Here is a 23,514-nt window from a genome sequence, read left to right on the forward strand (position 1 = left end):
GCAACATGAACGTGGGCAGTGCGGGCGGTGCGGGCACGGTCGCGGCGGCGAGCCGGTGGGTGGAGCGCTGGGAGCGGCAGCAGCAGCGCTACGCGGTCGACCGCGAGGAGCGGTTCACGGTCATCTCGGACGTGGTCGAGCGCGTCACGGCCGGCGGCGGCCGCACCTCTCCCCTCCTCCTCGACCTGGGATGCGGCCCGGGGTCGCTGGCCGGCCGCCTGGCCGCCCGCATGCCCGCCGCCGAGGTCGTGGGGGTCGACGCCGATCCGCTGCTGCTGGAGTTGGGGCGGGCGCACCACGGAACGGCCCTGCGCTTCGCCGAGGCCCGCATCGGCGAGCCGGGCTGGCTCGACGCCCTCATGCTGGACCGTCCGGTGGACGCCGCCGTCTCCACGACCGCCCTGCACTACCTCGGCGCGGAAACGCTCCGGCGCACCTACCGGGAGCTGGCCGGGCGGATCCGGCCCGGCGGGGTCCTGGTCAACGGCGACCATCTGGACCCGGACTCCCCCAAGGTCCACGAGCTCGCCGTGGACATCGGGCGGCGGCGCGCCGAGCGCCAGCAGGCCCTCGCGCACGAGGACTGGGAGTCGTGGTGGTCGGGCGTGCGGGCCGACCCCGAGCTGACACCGCTCCTCGCCACCCGCGACCGCCGCACCCACCCGCACTGCGAGGGCAACAAGCTGACCCTCACCGACCACCTCGTACTGCTGCGCGAGGCGGGCTTCGAGCACGTCGGGACGGTCTGGCAGTTCGGGAACAGCCACGTGGTGGTGGCGGTCCGCTGAGCCGGGCGGAGACCGGCGGAGACGTGAACGCTCACCGAGAGTGGTCGGACGGGCGCCCGGAGCGCCCGTTCGCGGCGTTCCGGAGCGCTCCCGGACCATCGAACATACGATGGGCGGGACACCGGCGCGGGCGGCTCGCCATGCGGCCCGCCCAGAGCACTCGGGGTGGAGACGTATGGCACAGGCCGCCGATACGGCGCGGACCGTCATCCTGACCGTGGACGACGACCCGGGGGTCTCCCGGGCCATCGCCCGTGACCTGCGGCGCCACTACGGCGCCGACTACCGGATCGTGCGCGCCGAGTCCGGCGAGTCCGCGCTGGAGGCCCTGCACGAGCTGAAGCTGCGCGGGGACCTGGTGGCGGTGATCCTCGCCGACTACCGCATGCCGCAGATGAACGGCATCGAGTTCCTGGAGCAGGCCCTCGCGGTGTACCCGGGCGCGCGGCGCGTACTGCTGACCGCGTACGCCGACACCAACGCGGCGATCGACGCGATCAACGTCGTCGACCTCGACCACTACCTGCTCAAGCCCTGGGACCCGCCGGAGGAGAAGCTCTATCCGGTCGTGGACGACCTGCTCACCGCGTGGCGCTCCAGCGACTACCGGCCGGTGCCCGCCACGAAGGTGGTCGGACACCGCTGGTCGGCGGGGTCCTCGCGCGTACGGGAGTTCCTGGCCCGCAACCAGGTGCCCTACCGCTGGTACTCCTCCGACGAGCCCGAGGGACGGCGGCTGATGGAGGCCGCCGGGGCGGACGGGCAGCGGCTGCCCCTGGTGGTGACGCCGGACTGCACCGTGCTGGTCGAGCCGGAGCCGGCCGAGCTGGCCGCCCACGTGGGGCTCGCGACGACCCCGACCGCGGACTTCTACGACCTCGTCGTCATCGGCGGCGGACCGGCCGGGCTCGGATCGGCGGTCTACGGGGCCTCCGAGGGGCTGCGTACCGTACTGGTCGAGCGCTCGGCGACCGGCGGGCAGGCCGGCCAGAGCTCCCGCATCGAGAACTACCTCGGCTTCCCCGACGGGGTCTCCGGCGCGCAGCTCACGGACCGGGCCCGGCGCCAGGCCGGCCGGTTCGGCGCCGAGATCCTGACGGCGCGCGAGGTCACGGGGCTGGAGGTCAACGGCGCGGCGCGCGTCGTCCGCTTCTCCGACGGCTCGGCGGTCGCCGCGCACAGCGTCATCCTGGCGACCGGGGTCTCGTACCGGCAGCTCCGGGCACCGGGCTGCGACTCCCTGACCGGCTGCGGGGTGTACTACGGCTCCTCGCTCACCGAGGCGGCCGCCTGCCAGGGGCAGGACGTGTACATCGTGGGCGGCGCCAATTCCGCCGGGCAGGCGGCCATGTACCTGGCGCGCGGCGCGAAGTCGGTGACCCTGCTGGTGCGCGGGGAGTCCCTGAAGGCGTCGATGTCGTACTACCTGATCCAGCAGATCGAGGAGACGGCGAACATCACGGTGCGGACCCGGACCGTCGTCGAGGAGGCGCACGGCGACGGGCACCTGGAGCAGCTGACGCTGCGGGACGTGGACGGCGGCGCGACCGAACTCGTCGACTGCCAGTGGATGTTCGTGTTCATCGGCGCGGCCCCGCTGACGGACTGGCTGGACGGCACGGTGCTGCGCGACGAGCACGGGTTCATCCTGACGGGGCCGGACCTCACCGCGGACGGGCGGCCGCCCGCCGAGTGGGAACTGGACCGGCCGCCTTACCACTTGGAGACCAACATCCCCGGCGTGTTCGTGGCGGGCGACGCGCGCGCCCAGTCCGCCAAGCGCGTCGCGTCCGCCGTAGGAGAGGGAGCCATGGCCGTGATGCTCGTCCACCGGTACCTGGAGCAGTCATGAGCGGGCAGCCCACGCCCTGCAGCCCGCAGGAGATCGCCTCGCTCTTCCTGTTCGAGAAGCTCTCCCCGGAGCAGCTGGGGAGGCTGTGCTCCGAAGGACGGGTGGAGCGGTTCGACGTCGGCCCGGTCTACACCGAGGGCGAACCCGCCACCTGCTTCTACGTGATGGTCGAGGGCACCGTCGTACTGTCCCGCCGGGTCGGCGGCGACGACGTCGAGGTCAGCCGGACCTCGCAGCGCGGGGTGTACGCGGGCGCCATGCAGGCGTACTTGGGTGACCAGGTGCCGCAGACGTACACCAACTCCATGAGGGTGACCGAGCCGACGCGGTTCTTCGTCCTGCCCGCCGACTCGTTCGCGGCCGTCATGCGGGACTGGTTCCCGATGGCCGCGCACCTGCTGGAGGGACTGTTCTTCGGTTCGAGGAACACGCAGCGGGCCATCGGCCAGCGTGAACGGCTGCTGGCACTGGGATCGCTGTCCGCCGGGCTCACCCACGAGCTCAACAACCCGGCCGCGGCGGCCGTACGGGCCACCGCGACGCTGCGCGAACGCGTGGGCAAGATGCGGCACAAGCTCGCGATCATCGCCCAGGGCCCCTACTCGCGCGAGGCGCTCGCCGAACTCATCGAGATCCAGGAGCGCACCGCCGAACGGGTCGCCAAGGCACCGGTGCTGAGCCCGCTGGAGGCGTCCGACCGGGAGGACGAGCTCGCCGACTGGCTCGACGACCACGGCATCCAGGAGGGCTGGCGGATCGCGTCGACCTTCGTACAGGCCGGGCTGGACACGGACTGGCTGGAGCAGGTCGCGGCGACCGTGGCCGAGGACATCCTGCCGGGGGCCATCGGCTGGCTCAACTACACCGTCGAGACCGAGCTGTTGATGGACGAGATCAACGACTCCACCACCCGCATCTCCCACCTGGTGGACGCGGCGAAGCAGTACTCGCAGCTCGACCGCGCCCCGTACCGGGTCGTCGACGTCCACGAACTCCTCGACAGCACCCTGCTGATGCTGTCCGGCAAGATCGGCCGGGGGGTGCGGGTGGTGAAGGACTACGACCGCTCCCTGCCCGACGTACCCGCCTATCCGGCGGAGCTCAACCAGGTGTGGACGAACATCATCGACAACGCCGTCTTCGCCATCGCGAGCACCGGAGGCGAGGGCACGCTGACGGTCCGCACGGCACGGGAGGGCGACCGGCTGCTGGTGGAGTTCCGCGACACCGGGCCCGGCATCCCGGCGGACATCCGCAGCCGCATCTTCGACCCCTTCTTCACCACCAAGCCGGTCGGCGAGGGCACCGGTCTCGGCCTCGACATCTCCTGGCGGATCGTGGTCAACAAGCACCACGGCAGCCTCCAGGTCGAGTCCGCACCCGGTGACACCCGGTTCCAGGTGCTGCTGCCGCTGACCGACCCCGAATCCGGGGACTCCGGGAATTCCGGGGACTCCGAGACCTCCCGGACTTCCGGGACCACCGAGACCGCCGAGGAGCCGGCATGACCGACGACATCAACGGAATCGACCCGAGCGTCCCGCCCGCCGGAACCGGCTGCGCCGACTGCGACGCGGTGGGCGGCTGGTGGTTCCACCTGCGCCGCTGCGCCCAGTGCGGCCACATCGGCTGCTGCGACTCCTCGCCCGCTCAGCACGCCACCGCCCACTGGAAGTCCGCCGGCCATCCGCTCGTGCAGAGCTTCGAGCCGGGCGAGGACTGGTTCTGGAACTACGACACCAACGACCTGTACGAATCCGGGCCCGAGCTCACCCCGCCGTCCGCCCACCCGGCAGACCAGCCGGCCCCCGGCCCGGCCGGTCGGGTCCCGCAGGACTGGACCACGCGGCTGCACGGCTGAGGAGCGCCGTGGAGACGTCCGAGCTCTGAGCGGGCAGACGCGGCGAGAAGAGGGCATTCGTCCTCGCAGATGCCATCCATAGTGGCAAATTAGCCTCTTGAATGATTGACTGCACCCATCAGGCCGCTGCGGCCTGATCCGTGTCCGGATCCCGTCGCCCTGCCAGGCCGACCGTTGGCTGACTGACACGCACACCGGCCCCGTGACGGTCGAGCGGCTCTCGCCGCCACGGGGAGCACCGACCAACAGGCCCCTGCATGCCGATCAGCGGTGTTCGGCACGCAGGGGCTCTGTGCGTCCCGCGCCTCCTCCGCCGCGCCTCACGGATGGGACGCGTCTGGCATATGCGCCCCGACTGGGGGCATGCTTGCTCAGATGCAGCCTGAAACCGACCGGGCAGCTGGAATGTGAGGACTGAGGTATGACGGTGGTCGTCATGCACCACGCGGCCGGGGAGCCGCCACGGGAGACGCCCTCGACCCGGCCGCCGGCCTCCCGACGGTCGCCCTGACCCCGACCGTGGAGCGCGACCCGCTCTTCGCCGGAACCTCCCGCGACGGCTACCCGGAACAGGCCTTCCGGATCGGCGCCAGCGCCTGGGGGGTCCGGTTCCCGCCGTCCCCTGCCGGGCCCGCCCTCGACCCGCGGGCGGAGCGGCTGCTGGGCCGGTTCGCGACACTCGTGTCCGCCCGCGCCGAGCACACCGCCACCCGCGCCTTCTTCACCCGCAGGGCGGACGCGTGGGAGGAACGGTTCGCCCACCAGACCCCCGCGTACGAGGCCGCGGTCGCCCGGCTGCGGCTGGAACCGGGCGGGCTGGCCGTGGACCTCGGCTGCGGCACCGGCCGGGCCATGCCCGCGCTCCGGACCCAGGTCGGCCCTCGCGGTCACGTCCTCGGGGTCGACGTCACCCCGGCCATGCTGGCCTCCGCCGCCCGGCACGGCCGTACCCGCCACGGCCACCTCGTCGCGGCCGACTGCACCCGGCTCCCGCTGGCGGGCGCGTCCGTGCACGGAATCTTCTCGGCGGGGGTGCTCGACCACCTCACGGACCCGCACGCGGCCCTGCGGGAGTGGGCCCGCGTCTGCGCGGCCGGCGGGGTGCTGCTCCTCTTCCACCCGTGGGCCGGGCGGAGCGCGCGGCCCGACACGGCCGGACCCTCGACCCCGCCGACCTGCTCGCCGAGAACAACCTGCGCCCCGCCCTGGAGGCGTCGGGCTGGCGCCTGGACGAGTACGAGGACGCCGGCGGCCACTTCCTGGCCCGCACGGTTCCGCTCGCCTGACCGCCAGGGCGGCGCCGCACCCGTTGTTGTCGCTACCTCCAATGCCCCTGCCGCTCACCCACCACCAAATTCAGGCCATCAGCCAAGCATTTGCCAGGCGATTGTCGAATATCGGCCGCAGATGCAGGATGGTCCGTACAGGTTCGACGTGGAGGGGGCGGGTCCCGGTGGGCGATGGCGATCAGGGCAGAACCGTCAGCGGGTGGTTGCGGGACATCGAGGTGTTCGCGGGGCCGCTCGCGGAATTCGATCCGGAGCGGGCTCCGGCCGATCCCGTGCGGCTCTTCCTGTGCTGGCTGTCGGACGCCGTGGCGGACGGACTGCGCGATCCCCACGCCATGACCCTGTCCACCGTCGACGAGGCCGGCGATCCGGACGCCCGGATCCTGGTCCTCAAGGGGGTGGACGGCTCGGGATGGCGGTTCGCCGGGCACTGCTTCAGCCCCAAGGGACACCAGCTGGCCGTCCACCCGAGGGCGGCGCTCACCTTCTACTGGCCCGAGCACGGCCGGCAGGTGCGCCTGCGCGGCACGGTTGCGCCGGGGTCCGCCGAGGAGAACGCCGCCGACTTCCTGGGCCGGTCGGCCACCGCCCGCGCCGCCTCGCTCCTGGCCCGCCAGAGCCAGTACCTGGCGGACCCGGCGGAGCGCGACCACGCCCTGGCGAAGTCCTCGGCCCTGATCGAGCAGGCGCCGTCGCTCGTGGACTCCGCCTGGACCCTGTACACGCTCGCTCCGGCGGAGGTGGAGTTCTGGCAGGCGGCGAAGGACCGCGTCCACACCCGCTTGCGCTACGAGCGGACCGCGGACGACGGCTGGGAGCGATTTCGGCTCTGGTCCTGATTGGACCTTCCGCTGATCCGGTTCGGCATCCGTGGTGGGGAAGGCGCATTGCACATGCGGGTGTTGGGGGATTGGCTTGGTCCAGGAACGGGACCGAAGGAAACGAATGGCACCCATGCTCACCGGCTGCACGCCCTGGCCCGAGGAGTTCGTCGACCGCTACTGGGCGGCCGGGCACTGGCGCGGCAACACGCTGGACAACCTGCTGCGCGACTGGGCCGGGCAGTACGGGCCGCGGACCGCGCTCGTGCACGGCGGCGGCACCCGCATCACGTACGCGGGCCTGAACCGGCGCGTGGACCGCATGGCCGCCGGATTCCGGCTGCGGGGCCTGCGGCCCGGGCAGCGGGTCGTCGTCCAGCTGCCGAACGTGCCCGAGTTCGTCACCACCGTCTTCGCGCTGATGCGCATCGGCGCGGTCCCGGTGCTCTGTCCCCTCGCGCACCGCGCGCCCGAGGTGTCCCACGTCGTGCGGGTCACGGAGGCCGTCGGATACGTGGGGCCCTCGACGTACCAGGGCTTCGACCACACGGCGATGGTCGCGGACATCGCGGCTCAGGGCCCCTTCCTGCGCAGGGTGTTCACCTTCGAGGCGCCGGGTGGGTCCTCCCCGTACGGCGGCTTCTCGACCGACCCGGCGGGCTGCCACTACTTCCCGCTGGACTCCCTCGACTCCCCGCCCGGACCGACGATCGCGCACAGCGCCGACCAGGTGGCGCTCTTCCTCCTCTCCGACGCCTCCACCGGTACGCCCCGGCTCGTTCCGCGCACGCACAACGACTACGCCTACCAGGCGCGGGCCGCCGCCGAGCTGGCGTCCCTCACCGCGAACGACGTCTATCTCGCCGCGCTGCCCGCCGGGGCCGGCCTCGCCTTCGGCTGCCCCGGCATCGTCGGCACCCTCTCCGTGGGCGGCACCGTCGTCCTGGCCGAGGACCCGGATCCCGTCCCCGCATGCCTTGCGGCCGTCGAACGAGAGCGGGTCACCGTCACGTCGTTGACCCCCGCCGCCGCCCGGGACTGGCTCGACGTACTGCCGGCGGTCCGGGCGGACGTGAGCAGTCTGCGCCTCCTGCAGGTCGGCGGCGCCGCCCCCGTGCCCCGGGCGACCGCCGAGCGGATCGGCACCGCCTTTGGCTGTCGCCTCCAGCAGGTCTTCGGCATGGCCGAGGGGCTGCTCACGCTCACCCGGGCCGCCGATGCGGACGAGACCGTGCCGGCCACGCAGGGCCGCCCGCTCTCGCCCGACGACGAGATCCGCATCGTCGACGCGGACGGGAAGGAGGTGCCCGACGGGGAGCCCGGCGAACTCCTCGCCCGCGGCCCGTACACCGTGCGGGGGTACTACCGGTCCCCTGAGCACAACGCACGCTCCTTCACCTCCGACGGCTTCTTCCGCACCGGCCACCTCGCGCGGCGCACCCCTGAGGGCGACCTGGTCGTGTCGGGCCGCCTCCAGGGCGGGCAGCAGCCGTAACCGGCCTCCACCTGGCCGGGATCAGACCGGAGCCGGGCCGTCCGCCGCGTGCTTCGGCACCCCTACGGGAGCGGCGGCGGGTTCTGGCAGGTGACGTCCGCGGCGGGCAGCCGGCCCGTGGCGAGGTACGTGTTGACCGTGGCGTCGGCGCAGGAAACCGGGTCGGAGAGGTACACGCCGTGCTTCTCGCCGCCCAGCGCCAGCACCATCCGCGAGCCCTTGAGCGCCTTGTGCAGGCCCTGGCCGCTGGCCAGCGGGGTTATCAGGTCCCACTCGTTCTGTACGGTCAGCACATCGGCCCGGTTCTTCATGGGTGTCGGCGGCTCGACCGGCGCCTGCCAGAAGGCACACGGCTTGATGTTCGACGCGAAGTCCCCGTACAGCGGATGCTTCGCCTTGTCCCGCTGCGCGTCCCGGGCGTACTGATCGGGGTCGCGGGGCCACGCGTCCGTGTCCCCGCACACGACGGACCAGTAGGCGGCGGTGCCGTTGTCACCGAACTCGGAGGCTGCTTCCGGGCCCGCCGCCGCGGTGCTCAGCACGGGGGCCTTCGGATCGGAGGTCCGGGCGCCTTCGAGCAGTTGCTTCAGATCCGGCGCGCCACCGCCCGCCGGCGGGTGCCCGGTATCGGCCAGGGCCTTGAGGAACCGGACGACGGCCGAGGCCCCGTACGGGGAGGAGAAGAGGGACGGGTCGGCCCTGAGGCCGTCACCCGTGTACGTCTCCCCGTCGTGGACGATCGGATCCCGGTCGGCCCGGGCCACCAGGTCCCAGAAGGTGGCGGACACCTCTTCGGGCGTGGTGCCGAGCCCGTACCGGTCCGAGCGCTCCGCGGCCCACCGCGTCCACCGTGCGAAGGCGGGCTCCGCCCCGGTGGCCCACACCTGCATCATGCCGCGCCAGACGCGCTGCGGGTCCACCCCGCTGTCCAGCACGAAGCGGTCGGTGCGCTGCGGGAACATCTGGGAGTACACCGTGCCGAGGTAGGTCCCGTACGAATAGCCCAGGTACGAGATCTTCCGCTCGCCGAGCGCTTCACGGATCACGTCCAGGTCGCGGGCCGTGTTGCGGGTGGTGATGTGCGGGAGGACGTCGCCGGACTTCTCCCGGCACTTGTCGGCGATGCCCCGCGCCCAGGCCACGTCCGAGGCGAAGGTCTCGGGGCGGTACGCGCCGCCGACGCCCTCCTCGGCATGGCTCAGCCCGCCACAGGTGACCGGGCTGCTCTTGCCGACCCCGCGCGGGTCGAAGCCGATGAGGTCGTACTGGTCCCGTACGTCCTTGGGCATCTCCGCGTTCAGGACCATCGGCCGGAACAGCCCGGAGGCGCCCGGACCTCCCGGGTTGAAGAGCAGGACTCCCCGCCGCTTGGCGGGGTTCTCGCTCTTCATGCGGGAAATCGCGAGGTCGAGCGTGCGCCCCTCGGGGTGCTGGTAGTCGAGCGGCACCTTGAGGGTCGCGCACTCGTACGCCGCCGGCCGGTCGGGGCTGCAGCGGTGCCAGGCCGGCTTCTGGCGCAGGTGGACGGGGGTCTGGGCCGCGGCCGCCTGGGGCGCCGTCAGCAGGGGCAGGGAGGTCGCGACGAGTCCGACGGTGGCGAGGAGCGGTGCGAGGCGTTTCATGACAGGCGTGCCGTCTCTCTTCGGGTGAAATCGCTGGTGCACCCACCTTGTTGCATCGGCGGGCACCGGCGAATCCCCTGGAAGAGCCGTCCCTCGTCCCTCTCCCGTACCATGCGAAATCCGGGCAGTTGGCCAAAATCCGGTGCCGGGATCCTGCGCATTGCGCCGTCGGCACCGCCCGAAGCCCCTGTAGTCCGCTCCCCCTCAAGTACGACCCGGGGCCCTCGATCTGCCACGGCCGCGCCGGAGCCGCGGGATGACCGCGGCTCCGGCAATTTGCTGCACCTGGTGGGTCCTTGGCGCCCTACAGGGCGCTGTCGGGGATCCAGGAGCCGTGGAGTCCGGCGCTCACCCGGTGGGGAAGGTGGACGGTGGCGACCCGCTCGAGGCCGGAGGCGTCGAGCACCAGGAGCTGCGAGGCGTCCTGCTTGAGGTCGGAGACGACGGTCAGCAGATAGCCGTCGTCCTCGCACGTGGCATCTGCGGCGGGGACGAACACGGCCTCGCCGGGCATGCGGGCGTCGCCCGCCTGGTGGATGCGGCGTGCGCCGCTGACGCGGTCGTACTTGACGACGCCGTAGCCGCCGAGCCCCTCCTCGTTCGGGAAGGAGATGGCGTACTGGTAGCGGTTCTCGGCGCCCAGGTACTCCTCGTTGAGCGTCGGGAACTCCACCGGCAGGTCGTCGATGATCTGCTCGTCGACGGTGCCGGCGGACATGTCGAGCACCCAGCGCCGGGTGTACGAGCGGCTGACGGGCTCGCTGCCGCGCCCGGGCGCGCCGACCCACCAGTTCCAGGAGAGCCGGAAGCCCTCGCGGTCCACGGTGGGGCCTTCCAGGACGACGCGGCCCTGGCCGTCCTCGTAGGCGTTGGAGACGTGGAGCATGTTGCCCGGTTCGATGGAGAACCAGCGGATGTACGGGGCGCCGGTCTCACCGCGGGGCATGACGCCGATGCGGGCGGGCTGCTGGTCGCTCCAGCTGTACGGGATGCCGGAGGCTTCCGTGTGGTCGAAGGTGACGTTGCCCTCGACGAAGACCACGTGACGGCGGGTGAGGGCGAAGTCGTGCTTGAGCGCGGCGGTCGCCCCCGGCACCTCGGCGCTGTGGGTGATCGATCCCTTGGCGTCGGACACGTAGTAGGTCAGGAAGGGCGGGAACGGCGAGGACCCGAAGAAGTGGAGCTCCCCGGTCACCGGGTCCTCCTTGGGGTGCGCGGTCATCGCGCTGCGCAGCTTTCCGTCGAAGTCGTGGGCACCGACCGTCTCCAGCTCCGGGGTGAGCTCGAAGGGGAGGTTCGCCTCGCACAGCGCCAGCAGGCGTCCGCCGTGTTCGATGATGTGCGTGCCGGCGGCGCTCGCGGTCAGGTCCGGGCCGTGCTCGGTCATGTAGGGGGCGCCGTCGAGGGCGGGGGTGTGCACCCAGCGGTTGCGGTACCACTCGGCGCGGCCGCCGTTCAGGCGGATGCCGTGGACCATGCCGCTGCCCTTGAACCAGTGGGTCGGGGTGACGCCGGGCTTGGGGTTGTGGCCGTTGCGCAGCAGCCGGCCGGTCAGCTCGGGGGGCAGGGTGCCCTCGACGGTGAGGCCGGTGGCGGTGACCTCCTCGGCGACGGGGGTGAAGTGGCCGGTCAGGTAGGGCTTCGCGGTGGTCATGGCTGGGCTCTCTTTCCGTTGGTGCGATGTGGTGAGGTGTGGTCAGACCGCTTGGTCGGCAGGGGACTTGAGCGGGGTGGGCGTGGTCGGCGTGGCCGGTGCGCTCCGGGTGGGTGGCGCGGTGCGGCGGGTGAGGAGCAGTGCGAGGAGGGCCGTGGCGGCCAGGACCGCCGCCGAGACCGTGAAGGCGGTGCGGTAGCCGGCCGTGAGGGCTTCCAGCGGGGGCGTGCCGGCGGCCGCGCCGGCGGTGACGGAGCCGGCCAGGGTGGCCAGGGCGGCGAGGCCGATCGCCCCGCCGACCTGCCGGGTGGTGTTCACCAGTCCCCCGGCCAGACCCGCGTCCGCCCGCGGGACGCCGTCCACGGCGAGTGCGGTGAGCTGGACGAAGGCGATGCTGAGGCCCAGGCCGACCAGGACGCTCGGGCCGAGGACGTCCGTCAGGTAGCTTCCGTCGGCGCTCATCCGCGAGAGCCACAGCAGGCCGGCGGCCTCCGTCAGCAGGGCCGCGGTCACGGTCACGGTGGCTCCGACGCGCCGGGCGATGCGCGGGGCCAGAGCGGAGCCGATCATATGGGCGACCGCGAGGGGCAGTTGTCCCGCACCGGTGGCCAACGGGCCGGATCCGAGGACCTGTTGCTGGTAGAGCGGCAGGAAGAAGAACAGGGCGAGCCATACGGACCCCAGCAGGGCCATCAGCACGTTGCCCGCGGCGACCCGGCCGGTGGCGAACAGGCGTGCCGGAATCAGCGCGTCGGGCCGGCGGAGCTCGATCACGGTGAAGGCGGCGAACAACGCGGCGCAGGCGCCGAGCGCGCCCAGCACCCGGCCGTCGGTCCAGCCGGCTCCACGGGCGGTGGTCAGGCCCCAGACCAGGCCGGTCAGGGCGAGGGTGACGGTGGCGGTGCCCAACAGGTCGAACCTCCCCGCCGGCTGCCGCCCGGCGTCCCGTCCCGCGTCCCGCGGTACGAGTACGGCCACGGCGGCCAGGACCAGGGCCGATCCGAGCGCGACCGAGTGGAAGATCCAGGGCCAGCCCCACGCCTGGGTGAGCGCCCCGCCCAGCAGGACACCGCCCGCCGCTCCCGCGCCGGAGACCGCTCCCCAGACGCCGAGGGCCCTGCCGCGCTCGGGGCCGGACGCGGACCGGTCCATCGCCAGGGCGAGGGCGGCGGGGGCGATCGCCGCGGCCCCGAGGCCCTGCACCGCGCGGGCGGCGATCAGCACACCGGCGGAGGTGGCCGTCCCGGCCGCCAGCGAGGCCAGCGCGAACAGGGCGAGCCCGGCGATCAGCACCCGGCGGCGGCCGAGGAGGTCCGCGATCCGGCCGCCCGCCAGGAGCAGCGCCCCGAAGGCGAGGCCGTAGGCGTTGACCACCCAGGTGGTTCCGCTGTCCGTGAGGCCGGTGCCGGCCCGGATCTGCGGCAGCGCCACGTTGACGATCGAGGTGGCGAGCATGACGGTGAACTGGGCGGCGGCGAGGGCCGCGAGGCCCGCTCCGGGCCCGGGGGGCCGACGTCCTGCCTGGTCCGTCTGCGTGCGTGCATCGTTCATGGCGCACAGACTCGGCGCGGACGGTGTCCACTATCCAGGACCTACCGGGACGGGCGCTGTCCACTCCTGTCCGCACCTGTCCACGAGGCGCCGGCGACTCCGCGTCCGGCATCTCGTGGACACCCCTAACGGGGGTCGTGCAACTCCTGTCGCCAGAGGGCTTCGCAGAGCAGGTCCAGGCCCTGGCGAACGTGGCGGCGGTAGGTGCCGTACGGCAGGCCGAGGCGGCGGGCGGCGGCCTCCTGGGTGGGCGCGCCGGAGAAATAGCCGGCCGCCAGGGCCTCTCGGGCGCGTACTCCGCGCGGGTCGCCGGCGAGCTCGTCGACGGCAGCGCGCAGCAGAGCGCGCAACTCCTTTACCGGATCGGTGAAATCGGCCGCGAGGCGGGTGCGCATCAGGGCGCAGGCGGCGAAGGCGCCGGCATCGCGCCAGTGGGCCAACGCCTCGCGCACGGCCTGGTCGAACGCGGCGCGCGAGACCGGCGAGGGCCCGGATCGGACCGGCTCCTCGGTGGCCGAGATGAAGCGCATGAGCCATGCCTCCACCGGCACTTGGCGCCAGTCGACGCCGAAGACCCCGTACGTGTACTCACCGACGCGCGGGCGTGCCCCGGTGTCGCTGAGCGTTCCCTTGACGCGCGCCGCCCAGGTCTCGGCGTCCCGGTAGACGGCGAACCCGTACGCACGACCGCGGGCGCGGGCCGCCTCGGCCTGGGCCCGGGAGCTGCTCAAGTCGATGACGCGCGAGGGTACTTGGTAGCGCTCGGGATAGATCGAGAAGCGGCTGACGCCGATGTGCTCGCCGGGGCTCACCGGTTCGGTGGCATCGGTGTACCGCCACGCGGCGGCGACGACGGGGTCGGTGGCCAGGTCCTGGGGGTCGGGCGGGGCCGGCAGGACCAGCCGGGTCGTGAACGCCACGATCCGGCCCGTGCTCACGAGCCGGTAGACGCTGAAGGCCTGCGGCTGGCGCCGCGCCCAGTACCGGACCAGCTCCGCGGAGGCGGCTCCCTCGGTCTCCTCCGTCATGCGCAGCACGGCATCGATGTCATCGGGGTGCAGGGGGCGGTCGTGCACTTCGTCCTCGCGGGACCAGGAACGCAGCCGCGCCAGGGTCGCGCCTTCCCGGAAGAGGTAGAAGAGCTCGTCGGTGACGGTCCACACCCGTTCCTCGGGTGCTTCGCGCAGGATGCGCAGGTACTCGTCCGCCAGGCGCCGGCGTATCGCCTCGAAGGCATTGGGCGCCCGCCAGCGCAGGTCGGCGGCGAGCGTCTCGCGAGCGGCGTCGTGCGGATGGAGCCCGCGGTGGGTGGACTCCATGAAGGGCAGGTCCCGCAGCCAGGAGAAGAGCAGGTGGGCATCCTCTTCGGGCAGCACCGCGGCGAGCAGTTCCTCGGAGGTCGAGTGGGCCTGCGCCGCCACCTCCAGGGCGCGGCGGTGCGCCGCCGTGGGCACCTCCCCGATCAGTCCCGCCAGCAGGGTGCGCAGTACGTCCGCCGTGGGGGCCCAGATCTCCTCGCGGCCGGCCCCGGCCGATCCCGCCGCGGCCGCGAGGGACAGGGCCAGCGGATTGCCTCCGGCGAAGCGCAGTACGCGGTCCCGCAGTTCGGGCCGGATCTGTGCCGCCACCAGCAGGCTCCGGGCCTGCTCCTCGGAGAAGGGCTCCAGTTCGGTCACGTGCAGGAGCCCGGACCAGGCGGGGTCGGCCGTCCACTGCGGCTGCGGAGCGCGCCGTCCGGCCAGGACGACGAGGGTGTCGTCCGCGGCCCGGGGCAGGAGGTGGTGCCACAGCCAGCTCTCCAGCCACTGGCAGTGCTCGAAGGAGTCCACGAACAGGACCGTGCCCGGAACGTCCAGGAAGGGGCCGGTGGCGCGCTCGAAATCGGCCGGGTCCCGGCTGACGAACCGGCCGTCGAGTTCGACGAGCAGCCGACCGGCCGCCCGGGCGTGGTCCGCCAGGCGGCGCAGCAGCGTCGACTTCCCGATGCCGCCTGGCCCGCATACGTAGAACGCGAACGGCGCCTGCGGATCGCCGGCCAGAGCCTCCCCGAAGCGTCCGAGTTCCTCGTCGCGACCGACGAAGGCCCGCCCGCGCGCGCTGTTCAGTCTTTCCCCCACGGACACCATGGCGGCTCCCAACTTCCTTGTGCACCACCCGGCTTCGACGGGTCGAACGCAGATCCTAATCGAGGTGTCAACGGACGGGTCCGAGGTCCTCTTCGCCGAGGTGGACGGGGGTGAAGTCCAGGGACAGCGACACCGGGCCCCGGGTGTAGAGGCCGCTCTCCCGGTAGCGGAAGCCGGGGCTGTGGCGGACCTGGTCGAGCAGGGGCAGGAGCATCGCGGCGACGGTCTCGATCTCGGCGCGCGCGAAGGCCGCGCCGACGCACTGGTGGAGTCCGGTACCGAAGGACAGGTGCTGGGCAGCGGCGGTGAAGGAGCGGGCGGCGCCCAGGTCCGGGCGGTGGATGTCGAAGGTGTCCGGGTCGGCGAAGGCGCGGGGGTCCCGGTTGGCCGCGCCGATCATGCAGAAGACGGTGGCGCCGGCGGGGACGGTGCCCCCCGCGAACACCGCGTCCCGCTCCGCCTGGCGGGGGATGAGCTGGACCGGCGGGGTGTAGCGCAGGGTCTCCGCGATCGCGGCGGCCAGCAGCTCCGGCTCCTCGCGGACCTGCGCCAGCTGCCCGGGGTGGTCGATGAGGTGCTTGAAGAGCAGGGCGAGGGTCTTGTCGGCGGGCTCGGTGGCGGCCGCCAGCACGTTGATGATCAGCGCCGTGACATCGCGATCGCTCATGGCGATGCCGTCGAACTCGGCGGTGCACAGCTTGGAGATCAGGTCGTCGCCGGGGTGGCGGCGGCGCTGCTCGATGACGGGGAGGAGGTACGCCTCCAACTGCTCGGCGCAGTCCATGCAGTGGCGGCGGCGCTCGGGGGTGAGGGCCATGCTCGTGATGAACTCGGCGACCCCGCCGTGCCAGGCGGCCACCTGCCGCCAGTCCCGTCTCTCCAGGCCGAGGACGTCGAGCGTGACGTGGACGGCGAGGGGTTTGCCGAAGTCGTTGACCAGGTCCATCCGGCCCCGGGCGAGGAAGGGGGCCATGAGCTCGGCCGCGTTGGCGCGGATGGCACGTATCTGGTCGTGCAGGGCCTGCCCGGTGAAGGCCCGTACGACGATCTTGCGCTTGGCGGTGTGCTCGGCCCCGGTCATCTGCGCGAGGACCGGCCCGCGCATCACCGGCTCGGCGCGCACCTGCAGCGTCTCGGTGGTGAACGCCTCGTGGTCGGTCAGCACCCGCTTGACGTCCTCGTGACGCGAGAGGAAGTAGCTGTCGATGCCCGGCTCGTAGTGCACCGGAGCCTGCTCGCGCAGCCGGGCGAAGTGGCGGTAGGGGTCGGCGGAGAAGTCCTCCGACAGGACGCTGAAACGGGTGTTGGCGACGGACACGCTGATGGCCTCTCACATACGCGGTACGCGGAACCGGCAACGACCGCCCCGGGAACGAACGCCGCCGACCACGACCGAGCCGCGCTGCAAGACGACCGAACGGCGGCGCAGGTTCCTCCCGTTGGAAGGGACGCCGCAACCGATCGAGGATCACCACCTCGACTGCGGGCACAGACCGGACCATCTCGGTCAGTGATCGCACCGGAGGGTGTGAACCAATCCACCAACTGCAAATTCATGCAGAAATGGCTTCATAGCGGGAAACCGGATGCACCTGCACGATTAGCGCAAAACCGCAGGTGAGAGTGCGTACGGAGAGGCCTGAACCCCGGTAGAGTCGGGCCGAGTGTCAGCGTTTTATGCGGTGGGGAGTTTGCATGATGGAGGGGAGACCCCTGCGAGGTGCGGGGGGTGGACACTTCGGCCCGGTCGACGCCTCCGCCACCCCGATGAGCGGAGTGGCAGCTTCCACATCCTCCTCCACTCCGGCGCCGCCGACCGGCGCCTGGATCGCGAAGCGGTCCGGCATGGCGGTGCGCGTGCCGCGCGGGCGTGCACGGGCGGCGACCGCCGACATGTCCACTCCACCCACCGGCGCGCCGGACACTCCCCACTGCCGGGACCGCATCGCCACCGACCACCGGCGCCGCACCATCCCGACACCGACCACGGCCCCGCTGCCCGTACCGCTCCGGTAGCAGGACCCTCGAAATAATCGCGTGAAATGCCCCGGCGGCCTGCCGTCGGGGCATTTCCGCATTTCCGAAAACTACTCCAATCCGAGCCGCGGCGAATGGCCGCACACATACGGAACTTGCCATTCCATGAAGATGATTCGACGAAACTTTAATCAGGCATTAATCTGCGCTGGTCAATCATCAAGAAGAGGGTGGGTTATTGGGGTGGGTGCAGTGCAAGTAGGTAGATTCTCCACAGTCGCATTGGCGGCTGTGGCGCTCTTGGCAGGAGTAGTGCCAGGAGCCACCCATGCCGCGCGACTCGGCGGGAACTCGGATACTCCGGCGGCGAAGCAGCCGAAGGCGGTCCCTGTCAAGGAGGTTCGGACGGGCGGCGCCAAGCGCGCCGATGCCGCGGCCGCCCACTCCTGGGACAAGCAGGCCAAGAAGTCGAAATGGCCTGCGGCGGGCAACGCCGAGGTGAACCTCGCCGAAGGCGGCCGGGCCGGCTCGCTCCCCGTGTCCGTGTCTGCATCGAAGGACGCCGGCAAGCTGAAGCTCTCCGTGGCCAACCGGGACACGGCCCAGCGTGCCGGCGTTGACGGGCTCGTCCTGACCGTCGGCCGCTCCGACGGCAAGACCGACCCGGTCCAGGCCGAGGTCAAGGTGGACTACAGCTCCTTCCGCCACGCCTACGGCGGCGACTGGGCCGCCCGGCTGCGCCTGGTCGAACTGCCCGCGTGTGCGCTGACCACGCCGGGCGAGGCCAAGTGCCGCGTGCAGACGCCCGTGCCGACCAAGAACGACGTGAAGACCGGCACGCTCACCGCGAAGACCTCCGCCGCGATGACGGCGAGGGTGATGGCCGCGACGGCGGGCGACGACGGTCCGTCGGGCGACTACAAGGCAACGTCGCTCCAGCCCTCCGGCTCCTGGAACGGAGGCGGCGCCACCGGCGCGTTCACCTGGTCGCACCCCGTCACGGTACCTTCGGTACCGGGTGGGCTGGAGCCCAGCGTGGCACTCAACTACAGCTCCCAGGCCGTGGACGGCCGCACCTCGGCCGCCAACTCGCAGCCGTCCTGGATCGGCGACGGCTGGGACTGGGAGCCCGGCTTCATCGAGCGCAAGTACAAGTCGTGCAACGATGACAAGACCGGTGGCACCAACACTGCCAAGGTCGGCGACCTGTGCTGGTTCAACGACAACGCCACGCTGTCCCTCGGAGGCAAGAGCACCGAGCTCGTCTACGAGGCGGGCAAGGGCTGGGTGCCGCAGAGCGACACCGGTGAGCGCGTGGAGAAGCTGACGGGCGCCACGAACGGCGACAACGACGGCGAGCACTGGAAGGTGACCGGTACCGACGGCACCCAGTACTACTTCGGTCTGAACCGTCTCCCCGGCTGGAAGGACGGCACCACGCCGACGACCAACTCGGCCTGGACCGTGCCGGTATTCGGCAACCAGTCGGGGGAGCCGTGCTACAACGCCTCCTTCGCCAACGGCTGGTGCCAGCAGGCCTGGCGCTGGCAGCTCGACTACGTCGTCGACGTCCACGGCAATGCCATGGCGTACTACTGGAACACCGAGAAGAACAACTACACCCGCAACGTCTCCGAGACCACGGGCAAGGGCACGACCACTCCGTACATCCGGAGCGGCTGGCTCGACCGCATCGACTACGGACTGCGCGACGGCGCCGCCTATACGGGCAAGCCGATGGCCCAGGTCCAGTTCGGGGTTGACGAGCGCTGCCTCTCGGGCTGTGGCACCTTCGACGCCAACAACGCGAAGAACTGGCCCGACGTACCGTTCGACCTTGAGTGCAAGGACGGTTCCACCGAGTGCAAGGACCGGAACTCTCCTACCTTCTGGTCCCGCAAGAGGTTGACCAGCATCACCACGAAGGTTCTTACGGGTGGCCAGCACAAGGAGGTCGACACGTGGAATCTGGCTCAGGATTTCCCGGCATCGGGTGACGGCGTCTCCACCCCCATGTGGCTGAAGTCGATCCAGCGTGTGGCCAAGGCCGGTGACGCTCCCGACATCACCATGCCTGCGGTGACGTTCGCCGGAGAGCAGCGGGCCAACCGTGTCGACAAGACCGGTGACGGGCTGGCGCCCTTCATCCGCCTGCGTCTCTACCAGATCACCAACGAGACGGGTGGCACCATCGGCGTCACCTACTCCCAGCAGGACTGCACGCCCACGACCCTCCCGAACCCGGACGCGACCAACACCACCCGGTGCTACCCCGTCAAGTGGGTCTTCGAAGGGGAGACGGCGAAGCTCGACTGGTTCAACAAGTACGTCGTCACCCAGGTCGTCGAAGGCGACAATCTGGCGGACTCGCCCGACAAGGTGACCTCCTACTCGTACCTCGGCGGCGCAGCCTGGTCCAAGAGCGAGGACGAGTTCACCAAGGCCGAGGACCGCACCTACTCGATTGCACGCGGGTACGAGCGTGTCCAGACGCGCACCGGTGCCGCCAACGACGCGCAGACCCTCGAGGAGAAGCGCTTCTTCCGCGGCCTCGACGGCGCAGCGGTCAAGGACAGTGCCGGTACCGATGTCACGGACCGCCCGGAGTTCGCGGGGATGGTGCGCGAGACGATCAAGTACCTGGGCGACGACACGAGCAAGCTCGTCTCGGCGACCTCGTTCACCCCGTGGCGGTCCGGGGCCGGCAACAAGCGCTCGCGGCCGGGCCTGCCCGACCTCGTCTCGTACAAGACCGGAACCGAGAAGGACATCACCCGCACCACCGTCACCGGCGGCATCCGCACGACGGAGGTGAGCCGACACTTCGACGACTACGGCATGCCCGACTGGGTTTCCGAAACCGGAGACAAGGACAAGCCGGGCGACGAGAAGTGCGCCACCACGACGTATGTGCGCAACACTGCGGCGTGGATCCTGGACAAGCCCAGCCGCGTCGAATCCGTCGCGGTGACGTGTGGCAGCCCGGTCTCCCGTCCCGGGGACGTCGTCGAGGACATCCGGACCTCCTACGACGGAGCCGCGTTCGGCGTCGCGCCCACCCGCGGCCTGTCCACCAAGCAGGAGCGCATCAACGGTGCCGGTACCGCCTACACCGTCGTGAGCTCGACCAATGTGGCCGACTTCGACATCTACGGCCGTGCGCTCAAGACTGCCGATGCCTACGGCAAGGTGACCACCACCGCCTATACGCCGGCGACCGGTGAGGTTCCGTCGCAGGCCGTGGTCACCAACCCGAAGGCGCAGGCGGCCACGACCGTCCTGGAGCCCTTGCGCGGGCTGGCGATCCAGCTCACCGACGCCAACGGGAAGGTCACCACAAGCGAGTTCGACGCCGCGGGGCGCCTGACCAAGGTCTGGAAGCCGACCCGGTCGGCCATCACGTACAAGGACTCGCCGAACTTCGAGTTCTCGTACCTCGTGCGCAGCGACGGCCCGACCGTCATCACGTCGAAGGCCCTCACCCACGACTCCCAGTACGAGGTCTCGTACAGCTTCCTCGACGGAATGCTGCGCCAGCGGCAGGGCCAGAAGCGGTCCCCCGACGGTGCGGGGCGTCTGGTCAGCGAGACGTTCTTCGACACGCACGGCCGCCCTTGGCGGACGTCCGGGGAGTTCTACGCCTCGGGTGCCCCCGAGGGAGTGCTCGTGACCGGCCAGCAGCTCAACTACCCGTCCTCCACGGACACCGAGTACGACGGAGCGGGCCGGACCACCGCGGTGATCTCCAAGCGGTTCGGCCAGGAGACCAAGCGCTCGACGACCCTCTACACCGGTGACACCACCACCCAGATCCCGCCGAAGGGAGGAGTGGCGACCACGCAGATCGTCGACGCGCTCGGGCGCACCGTCGAGCAGAAGCAGTACACGGACCCGGGGCGCATGACGTTCGTGCGCTCCACGGACCTCTACGACCGTCGCGGTAAGCTGGCCCGCCACACCGACCCGTCGGGCGCGGAGTGGTCCTACGAGTACGACGTGCGCGGCCGCCAGGTGAAGATGACCGACGCGGACAAGGGCGTCAGCACGACCACGTACGACGACGGTGACCGGATCACGGACGTGCAGGACGCGCGCGGCGTGACCCTGCACACCGACTTCGACGAGCTGGGCCGGCGTACCGCTCTCAAGAAGGGCACCAACCTACTCGCCACGTGGGAGTACGACACCGTGGCGAAGGGACAGGTCTCCAAGTCCGTCCGCTACGTGGGGACGAACGCCTACGAGTCCTCGGTCCTCAGCTACAACTCGATCTACCAGCCCGTGAGGACCCGGACCGTCATACCCGCATCCGAGGGTGCACTGGCCGGCACGTACGAATGGACCTCGTCTTACAGCCCCAACACGGGTCAGCTGCTGTGGACCAAGCACCCGGCGATCGGCGGTCTCCCCGCGGAGACCGTCACCCCCACGCTGCAGGCCGTCACCGGTGCACTGGACGGGCTCGGGGCGGGCAGCGACCCGATCGTCTCGTCGAGCACGTACGACCACTACGGCCGCCTCATCGTCCGCAAGTACGGTGACTTCGGCCAGAGTCTAACGACGACCAACTCCTACGACGAACACACGGGGTTCCTCACCGACTCCTACCTCGACCGGGACGTCGCACCACAGCGCATCAGCGACACGCACTACACGTACGACGCCGTGGGCAACATCACCTCCAACGCCACGTCGTACGGCCAGGACGCGGCCCGCACCACCGACCGGCAGTGCTTCAAGCTGGATGCCCAGCGCAGGATCACCGACGCCTGGACCGACAAGAACGCGCAGTGCGCGTCGGCTCCCTCGGCTGCGGCGGTCGGCGGTCAGAACGCGTACTGGACCTCGTACACGTTCGACGCGGTGGGCAATCGCAAGACCGAGACCCAGCACGCCACGGCGTCGGGCCCGGCGACGGACACGGTCCGCACCTACGGGGCGCCGACAGCGGGCAAGCACGACCTTCCCAAGGTGACCCAGACGGGCACCAACCCTCACGACGAGACCTTCACCTACGACGCCTCGGGCAACACCGCGACGCGCAAGGTGGGTTCCGCCGCCACCCAGAGCTTCGGCTGGGACGACGAGGGCCGCCTGGCCTCCATCAAGGAAGGGGCGACGGAGAAGGCCGGCTACGTCTACGACACCGACGGCCAGCGCCTGATCCGCCGGGACGGCACGGGCACGACGCTGTACCTGTCGTACAACACCGAGCTCCACCTGAAGGGCGGGACCGTGACCGGTACCCGTTACTACACCTTCGGCGGGAAGTCCCTGGCGTTCCGCACCGGTGGCAAGCTCACGTTCACCGTCTCCGATCACCACGACACGGGCGTCACGCAGGTCAGCGCGGATGCGCAGCAGGTCGTGCGGCACCGCAAGACCGCTCCGTTCGGAGGCCAGCGAGGTACCCCGGACGCCGGCTGGGCCGGCGACAAGGGATTCCTCGGGGGTCCTTCGGACAGCACCGCATCCACCGTGCACCTGGGCGCCCGTGAGTACGATCCGGTCGTGGGGCGCTTCCTCAGCGTCGACCCGGTTCTCGACATCAACGACCCGCAGCAGACCCACGGCTACACGTACGGCAACAACAACCCCGTCACGTTCAGTGACCCCTCCGGCCGCATGCTGATCGAGTGCCGGGAGGGCCTGATCAAGTGCCGCGGAGGTCTGCCCGTCCTGGACGACGAGCCGGACGACCCCGGACCGGGCGATTCCGACAGTGGCAGCGACGAAGTCGACGACATGGTCGCGGAGGTCATCAACATCGCGTTCGGGAAGGCGCCGAAGGGATCCAAGAGGAAATTCTTCAAGGTTCCTGCGGGTGAGGACCGCGGTGTGATCCGAGTGACCTTCTTCATTCACTCGGAGGACGCGGCGCTCGGTATGCTCAAGGGGGACAATCGTGAATATGATCTGGACCCGAATGCCTCCTACCGAATGTCATTGGTCTGGGACACGAAGACCGGCAACTGCTCCTTCACTGTGACTGCATCCACCACTGTGCCGGAGAAGGTCTATACGGCTGATGGCGTCGGACCACTGGCGCAGCTCAAGGAACACACCGTCCCGAGTAAGGAAATTCCGGCGCACGACATCTCCATCGCGAAGGACCCATCCACCACTCCGGCGCTCAACAACACCCTGATTCCCGTGAAGACGGACAGCAGTGACGAACTGATCGTCTCCATCGAAGGCCTCAACAGCCTGCTCCCCGTCTTCGATGCCGATGCCACGGTCAGGGTCGCCTTCCTGCCCGACAAGTCTGTTGTGGTCAACCGCCACGGCGACGCTTACCCGGACATGGAAGTCGTGCAGTACCAGCCCAACCAGTCGCCGCGCTTCCTCGCCAAGGACCGGATGGGCAGCACTACGGGACTCGATTCCGCGCCGTTCTGGGGTAACAGCAGGGGTAATCACAAGTACTGGAGCGACGGGAAATGCGTCAACACAGGGGGTGGTTGCGGGTGATCCCGCG

14 protein-coding genes and 1 pseudogene are annotated in these 23,514 nt (G+C 70.8%); 10 read left to right on the forward strand and 5 right to left on the reverse strand.

Features of this window, described 5'->3' with window-relative positions:
- Positions 1–5: 5 nt before the first annotated feature.
- The 8 genes and pseudogenes from ACFYZS_RS21985 to ACFYZS_RS22020 all read left to right on the forward strand — a co-directional run bounded on the left by ACFYZS_RS21985 (position 6) and on the right by ACFYZS_RS22020 (position 8,106).
- Entirely contained in the window at positions 6–788 is a 783-nt protein-coding gene (locus ACFYZS_RS21985; protein ID WP_389015051.1) for a class I SAM-dependent methyltransferase, read from the forward strand.
- A 175-nt stretch (positions 789–963) separates the two neighbouring features.
- A complete protein-coding gene (locus ACFYZS_RS21990; RefSeq protein ID WP_389015054.1) occupies positions 964–2,640 on the forward strand; it encodes an FAD-dependent oxidoreductase in 1,677 nt (558 codons plus the stop codon).
- On the forward strand, positions 2,637–4,148 hold the full coding sequence (locus ACFYZS_RS21995; protein WP_389015057.1) for an ATP-binding protein: 1,512 nt from the start codon (positions 2,637–2,639) through the stop codon (positions 4,146–4,148). Before ACFYZS_RS21990 ends, ACFYZS_RS21995 begins: the two co-directional genes overlap by 4 nt.
- A complete protein-coding gene (locus tag ACFYZS_RS22000) occupies positions 4,145–4,501 on the forward strand; it encodes a UBP-type zinc finger domain-containing protein (protein ID WP_389015060.1) in 357 nt (118 codons plus the stop codon). The genes ACFYZS_RS21995 and ACFYZS_RS22000 overlap by 4 nt, the downstream gene beginning before the upstream one ends.
- Positions 4,502–5,323: 822 nt before the next feature.
- Positions 5,324–5,566, forward strand: a pseudogene (locus ACFYZS_RS22005) (class I SAM-dependent methyltransferase); the annotation flags it as partial.
- 56 nt (positions 5,567–5,622) lie between these two features.
- The gene (locus ACFYZS_RS22010; RefSeq protein ID WP_389015062.1) at positions 5,623–5,787 is read left to right on the forward strand and encodes a hypothetical protein; all 165 of its coding nucleotides are present in this window, start codon (positions 5,623–5,625) and stop codon (positions 5,785–5,787) included.
- 167 nt (positions 5,788–5,954) lie between these two features.
- Positions 5,955–6,629: a pyridoxal 5'-phosphate synthase gene (locus ACFYZS_RS22015; protein ID WP_389015065.1), complete on the forward strand. Its 675-nt coding sequence runs from the start codon at positions 5,955–5,957 to the stop codon at positions 6,627–6,629.
- 106 nt (positions 6,630–6,735) lie between these two features.
- Positions 6,736–8,106, forward strand: a complete 1,371-nt coding sequence (locus tag ACFYZS_RS22020) for a (2,3-dihydroxybenzoyl)adenylate synthase (RefSeq protein ID WP_389015068.1) — start codon at positions 6,736–6,738, stop codon at positions 8,104–8,106.
- A gap of 62 nt (positions 8,107–8,168) precedes the next feature.
- Here ACFYZS_RS22020 and ACFYZS_RS22025 read toward each other — a convergent pair whose 3' ends face one another.
- From ACFYZS_RS22025 to ACFYZS_RS22045, 5 genes are all read right to left on the reverse strand, one after another.
- Positions 8,169–9,728, reverse strand: coding sequence for an alpha/beta fold hydrolase (locus ACFYZS_RS22025; RefSeq protein ID WP_389015071.1), 1,560 nt, complete (start codon positions 9,726–9,728; stop codon positions 8,169–8,171).
- Positions 9,729–10,032: 304 nt separating this feature from the next.
- On the reverse strand, positions 10,033–11,382 hold the full coding sequence (locus ACFYZS_RS22030; protein ID WP_389015074.1) for a carotenoid oxygenase family protein: 1,350 nt from the start codon (positions 11,380–11,382) through the stop codon (positions 10,033–10,035).
- A 42-nt stretch (positions 11,383–11,424) separates the two neighbouring features.
- On the reverse strand, positions 11,425–12,933 hold the full coding sequence (locus ACFYZS_RS22035) for an MFS transporter (protein ID WP_389015077.1): 1,509 nt from the start codon (positions 12,931–12,933) through the stop codon (positions 11,425–11,427).
- Positions 12,934–13,058: 125 nt separating this feature from the next.
- Complete coding sequence (locus ACFYZS_RS22040) at positions 13,059–15,050, reverse strand: ATP-binding protein (RefSeq protein ID WP_389015080.1); 1,992 nt, start codon at positions 15,048–15,050, stop codon at positions 13,059–13,061.
- Positions 15,051–15,126: 76 nt separating this feature from the next.
- The gene (locus ACFYZS_RS22045) at positions 15,127–16,377 is read right to left on the reverse strand and encodes a cytochrome P450, cyclodipeptide synthase-associated (protein ID WP_389015083.1); all 1,251 of its coding nucleotides are present in this window, start codon (positions 16,375–16,377) and stop codon (positions 15,127–15,129) included.
- 458 nt (positions 16,378–16,835) lie between these two features.
- Here ACFYZS_RS22045 and ACFYZS_RS22050 point away from each other — a divergent pair, with 458 nt between their 5' ends.
- Together ACFYZS_RS22050 and ACFYZS_RS22055 are read left to right on the forward strand one after the other, a co-directional pair.
- Positions 16,836–17,075 carry a hypothetical protein gene (locus ACFYZS_RS22050; protein WP_389015086.1) on the forward strand — a complete coding sequence of 80 codons (240 nt, stop codon included), beginning with the start codon at positions 16,836–16,838 and terminating at the stop codon, positions 17,073–17,075.
- 273 nt (positions 17,076–17,348) lie between these two features.
- On the forward strand, positions 17,349–23,507 hold the full coding sequence (locus tag ACFYZS_RS22055) for an RHS repeat domain-containing protein (protein ID WP_389015089.1): 6,159 nt from the start codon (positions 17,349–17,351) through the stop codon (positions 23,505–23,507).
- Positions 23,508–23,514: the final 7 nt, after the last annotated feature.

The sequence above is a fragment of the Streptomyces sp. NPDC001903 genome (assembly GCF_042891345.1).
Lineage (GTDB): Bacteria > Actinomycetota > Actinomycetes > Streptomycetales > Streptomycetaceae > Streptomyces.

Bases quoted from the DNA above. Each gene is read 5' to 3' on its own strand.
- ACFYZS_RS21985 (WP_389015051.1), top strand. From the start codon at position 6: ATGAACGTGGGCAGTGCGGGCGGTGCGGGCACGGTCGCGGCGGCGAGC.
- ACFYZS_RS21990 (WP_389015054.1), top strand. From the start codon at position 964: ATGGCACAGGCCGCCGATACGGCGCGGACCGTCATCCTGACCGTGGAC.
- ACFYZS_RS21995 (WP_389015057.1), top strand. From the start codon at position 2,637: ATGAGCGGGCAGCCCACGCCCTGCAGCCCGCAGGAGATCGCCTCGCTC.
- ACFYZS_RS22000 (WP_389015060.1), top strand. From the start codon at position 4,145: ATGACCGACGACATCAACGGAATCGACCCGAGCGTCCCGCCCGCCGGA.
- ACFYZS_RS22020 (WP_389015068.1), top strand. From the start codon at position 6,736: ATGGCACCCATGCTCACCGGCTGCACGCCCTGGCCCGAGGAGTTCGTC.
- ACFYZS_RS22025 (WP_389015071.1), bottom strand. From the start codon at position 9,728: ATGAAACGCCTCGCACCGCTCCTCGCCACCGTCGGACTCGTCGCGACC.
- ACFYZS_RS22030 (WP_389015074.1), bottom strand. From the start codon at position 11,382: ATGACCACCGCGAAGCCCTACCTGACCGGCCACTTCACCCCCGTCGCC.
- ACFYZS_RS22035 (WP_389015077.1), bottom strand. From the start codon at position 12,933: ATGAACGATGCACGCACGCAGACGGACCAGGCAGGACGTCGGCCCCCC.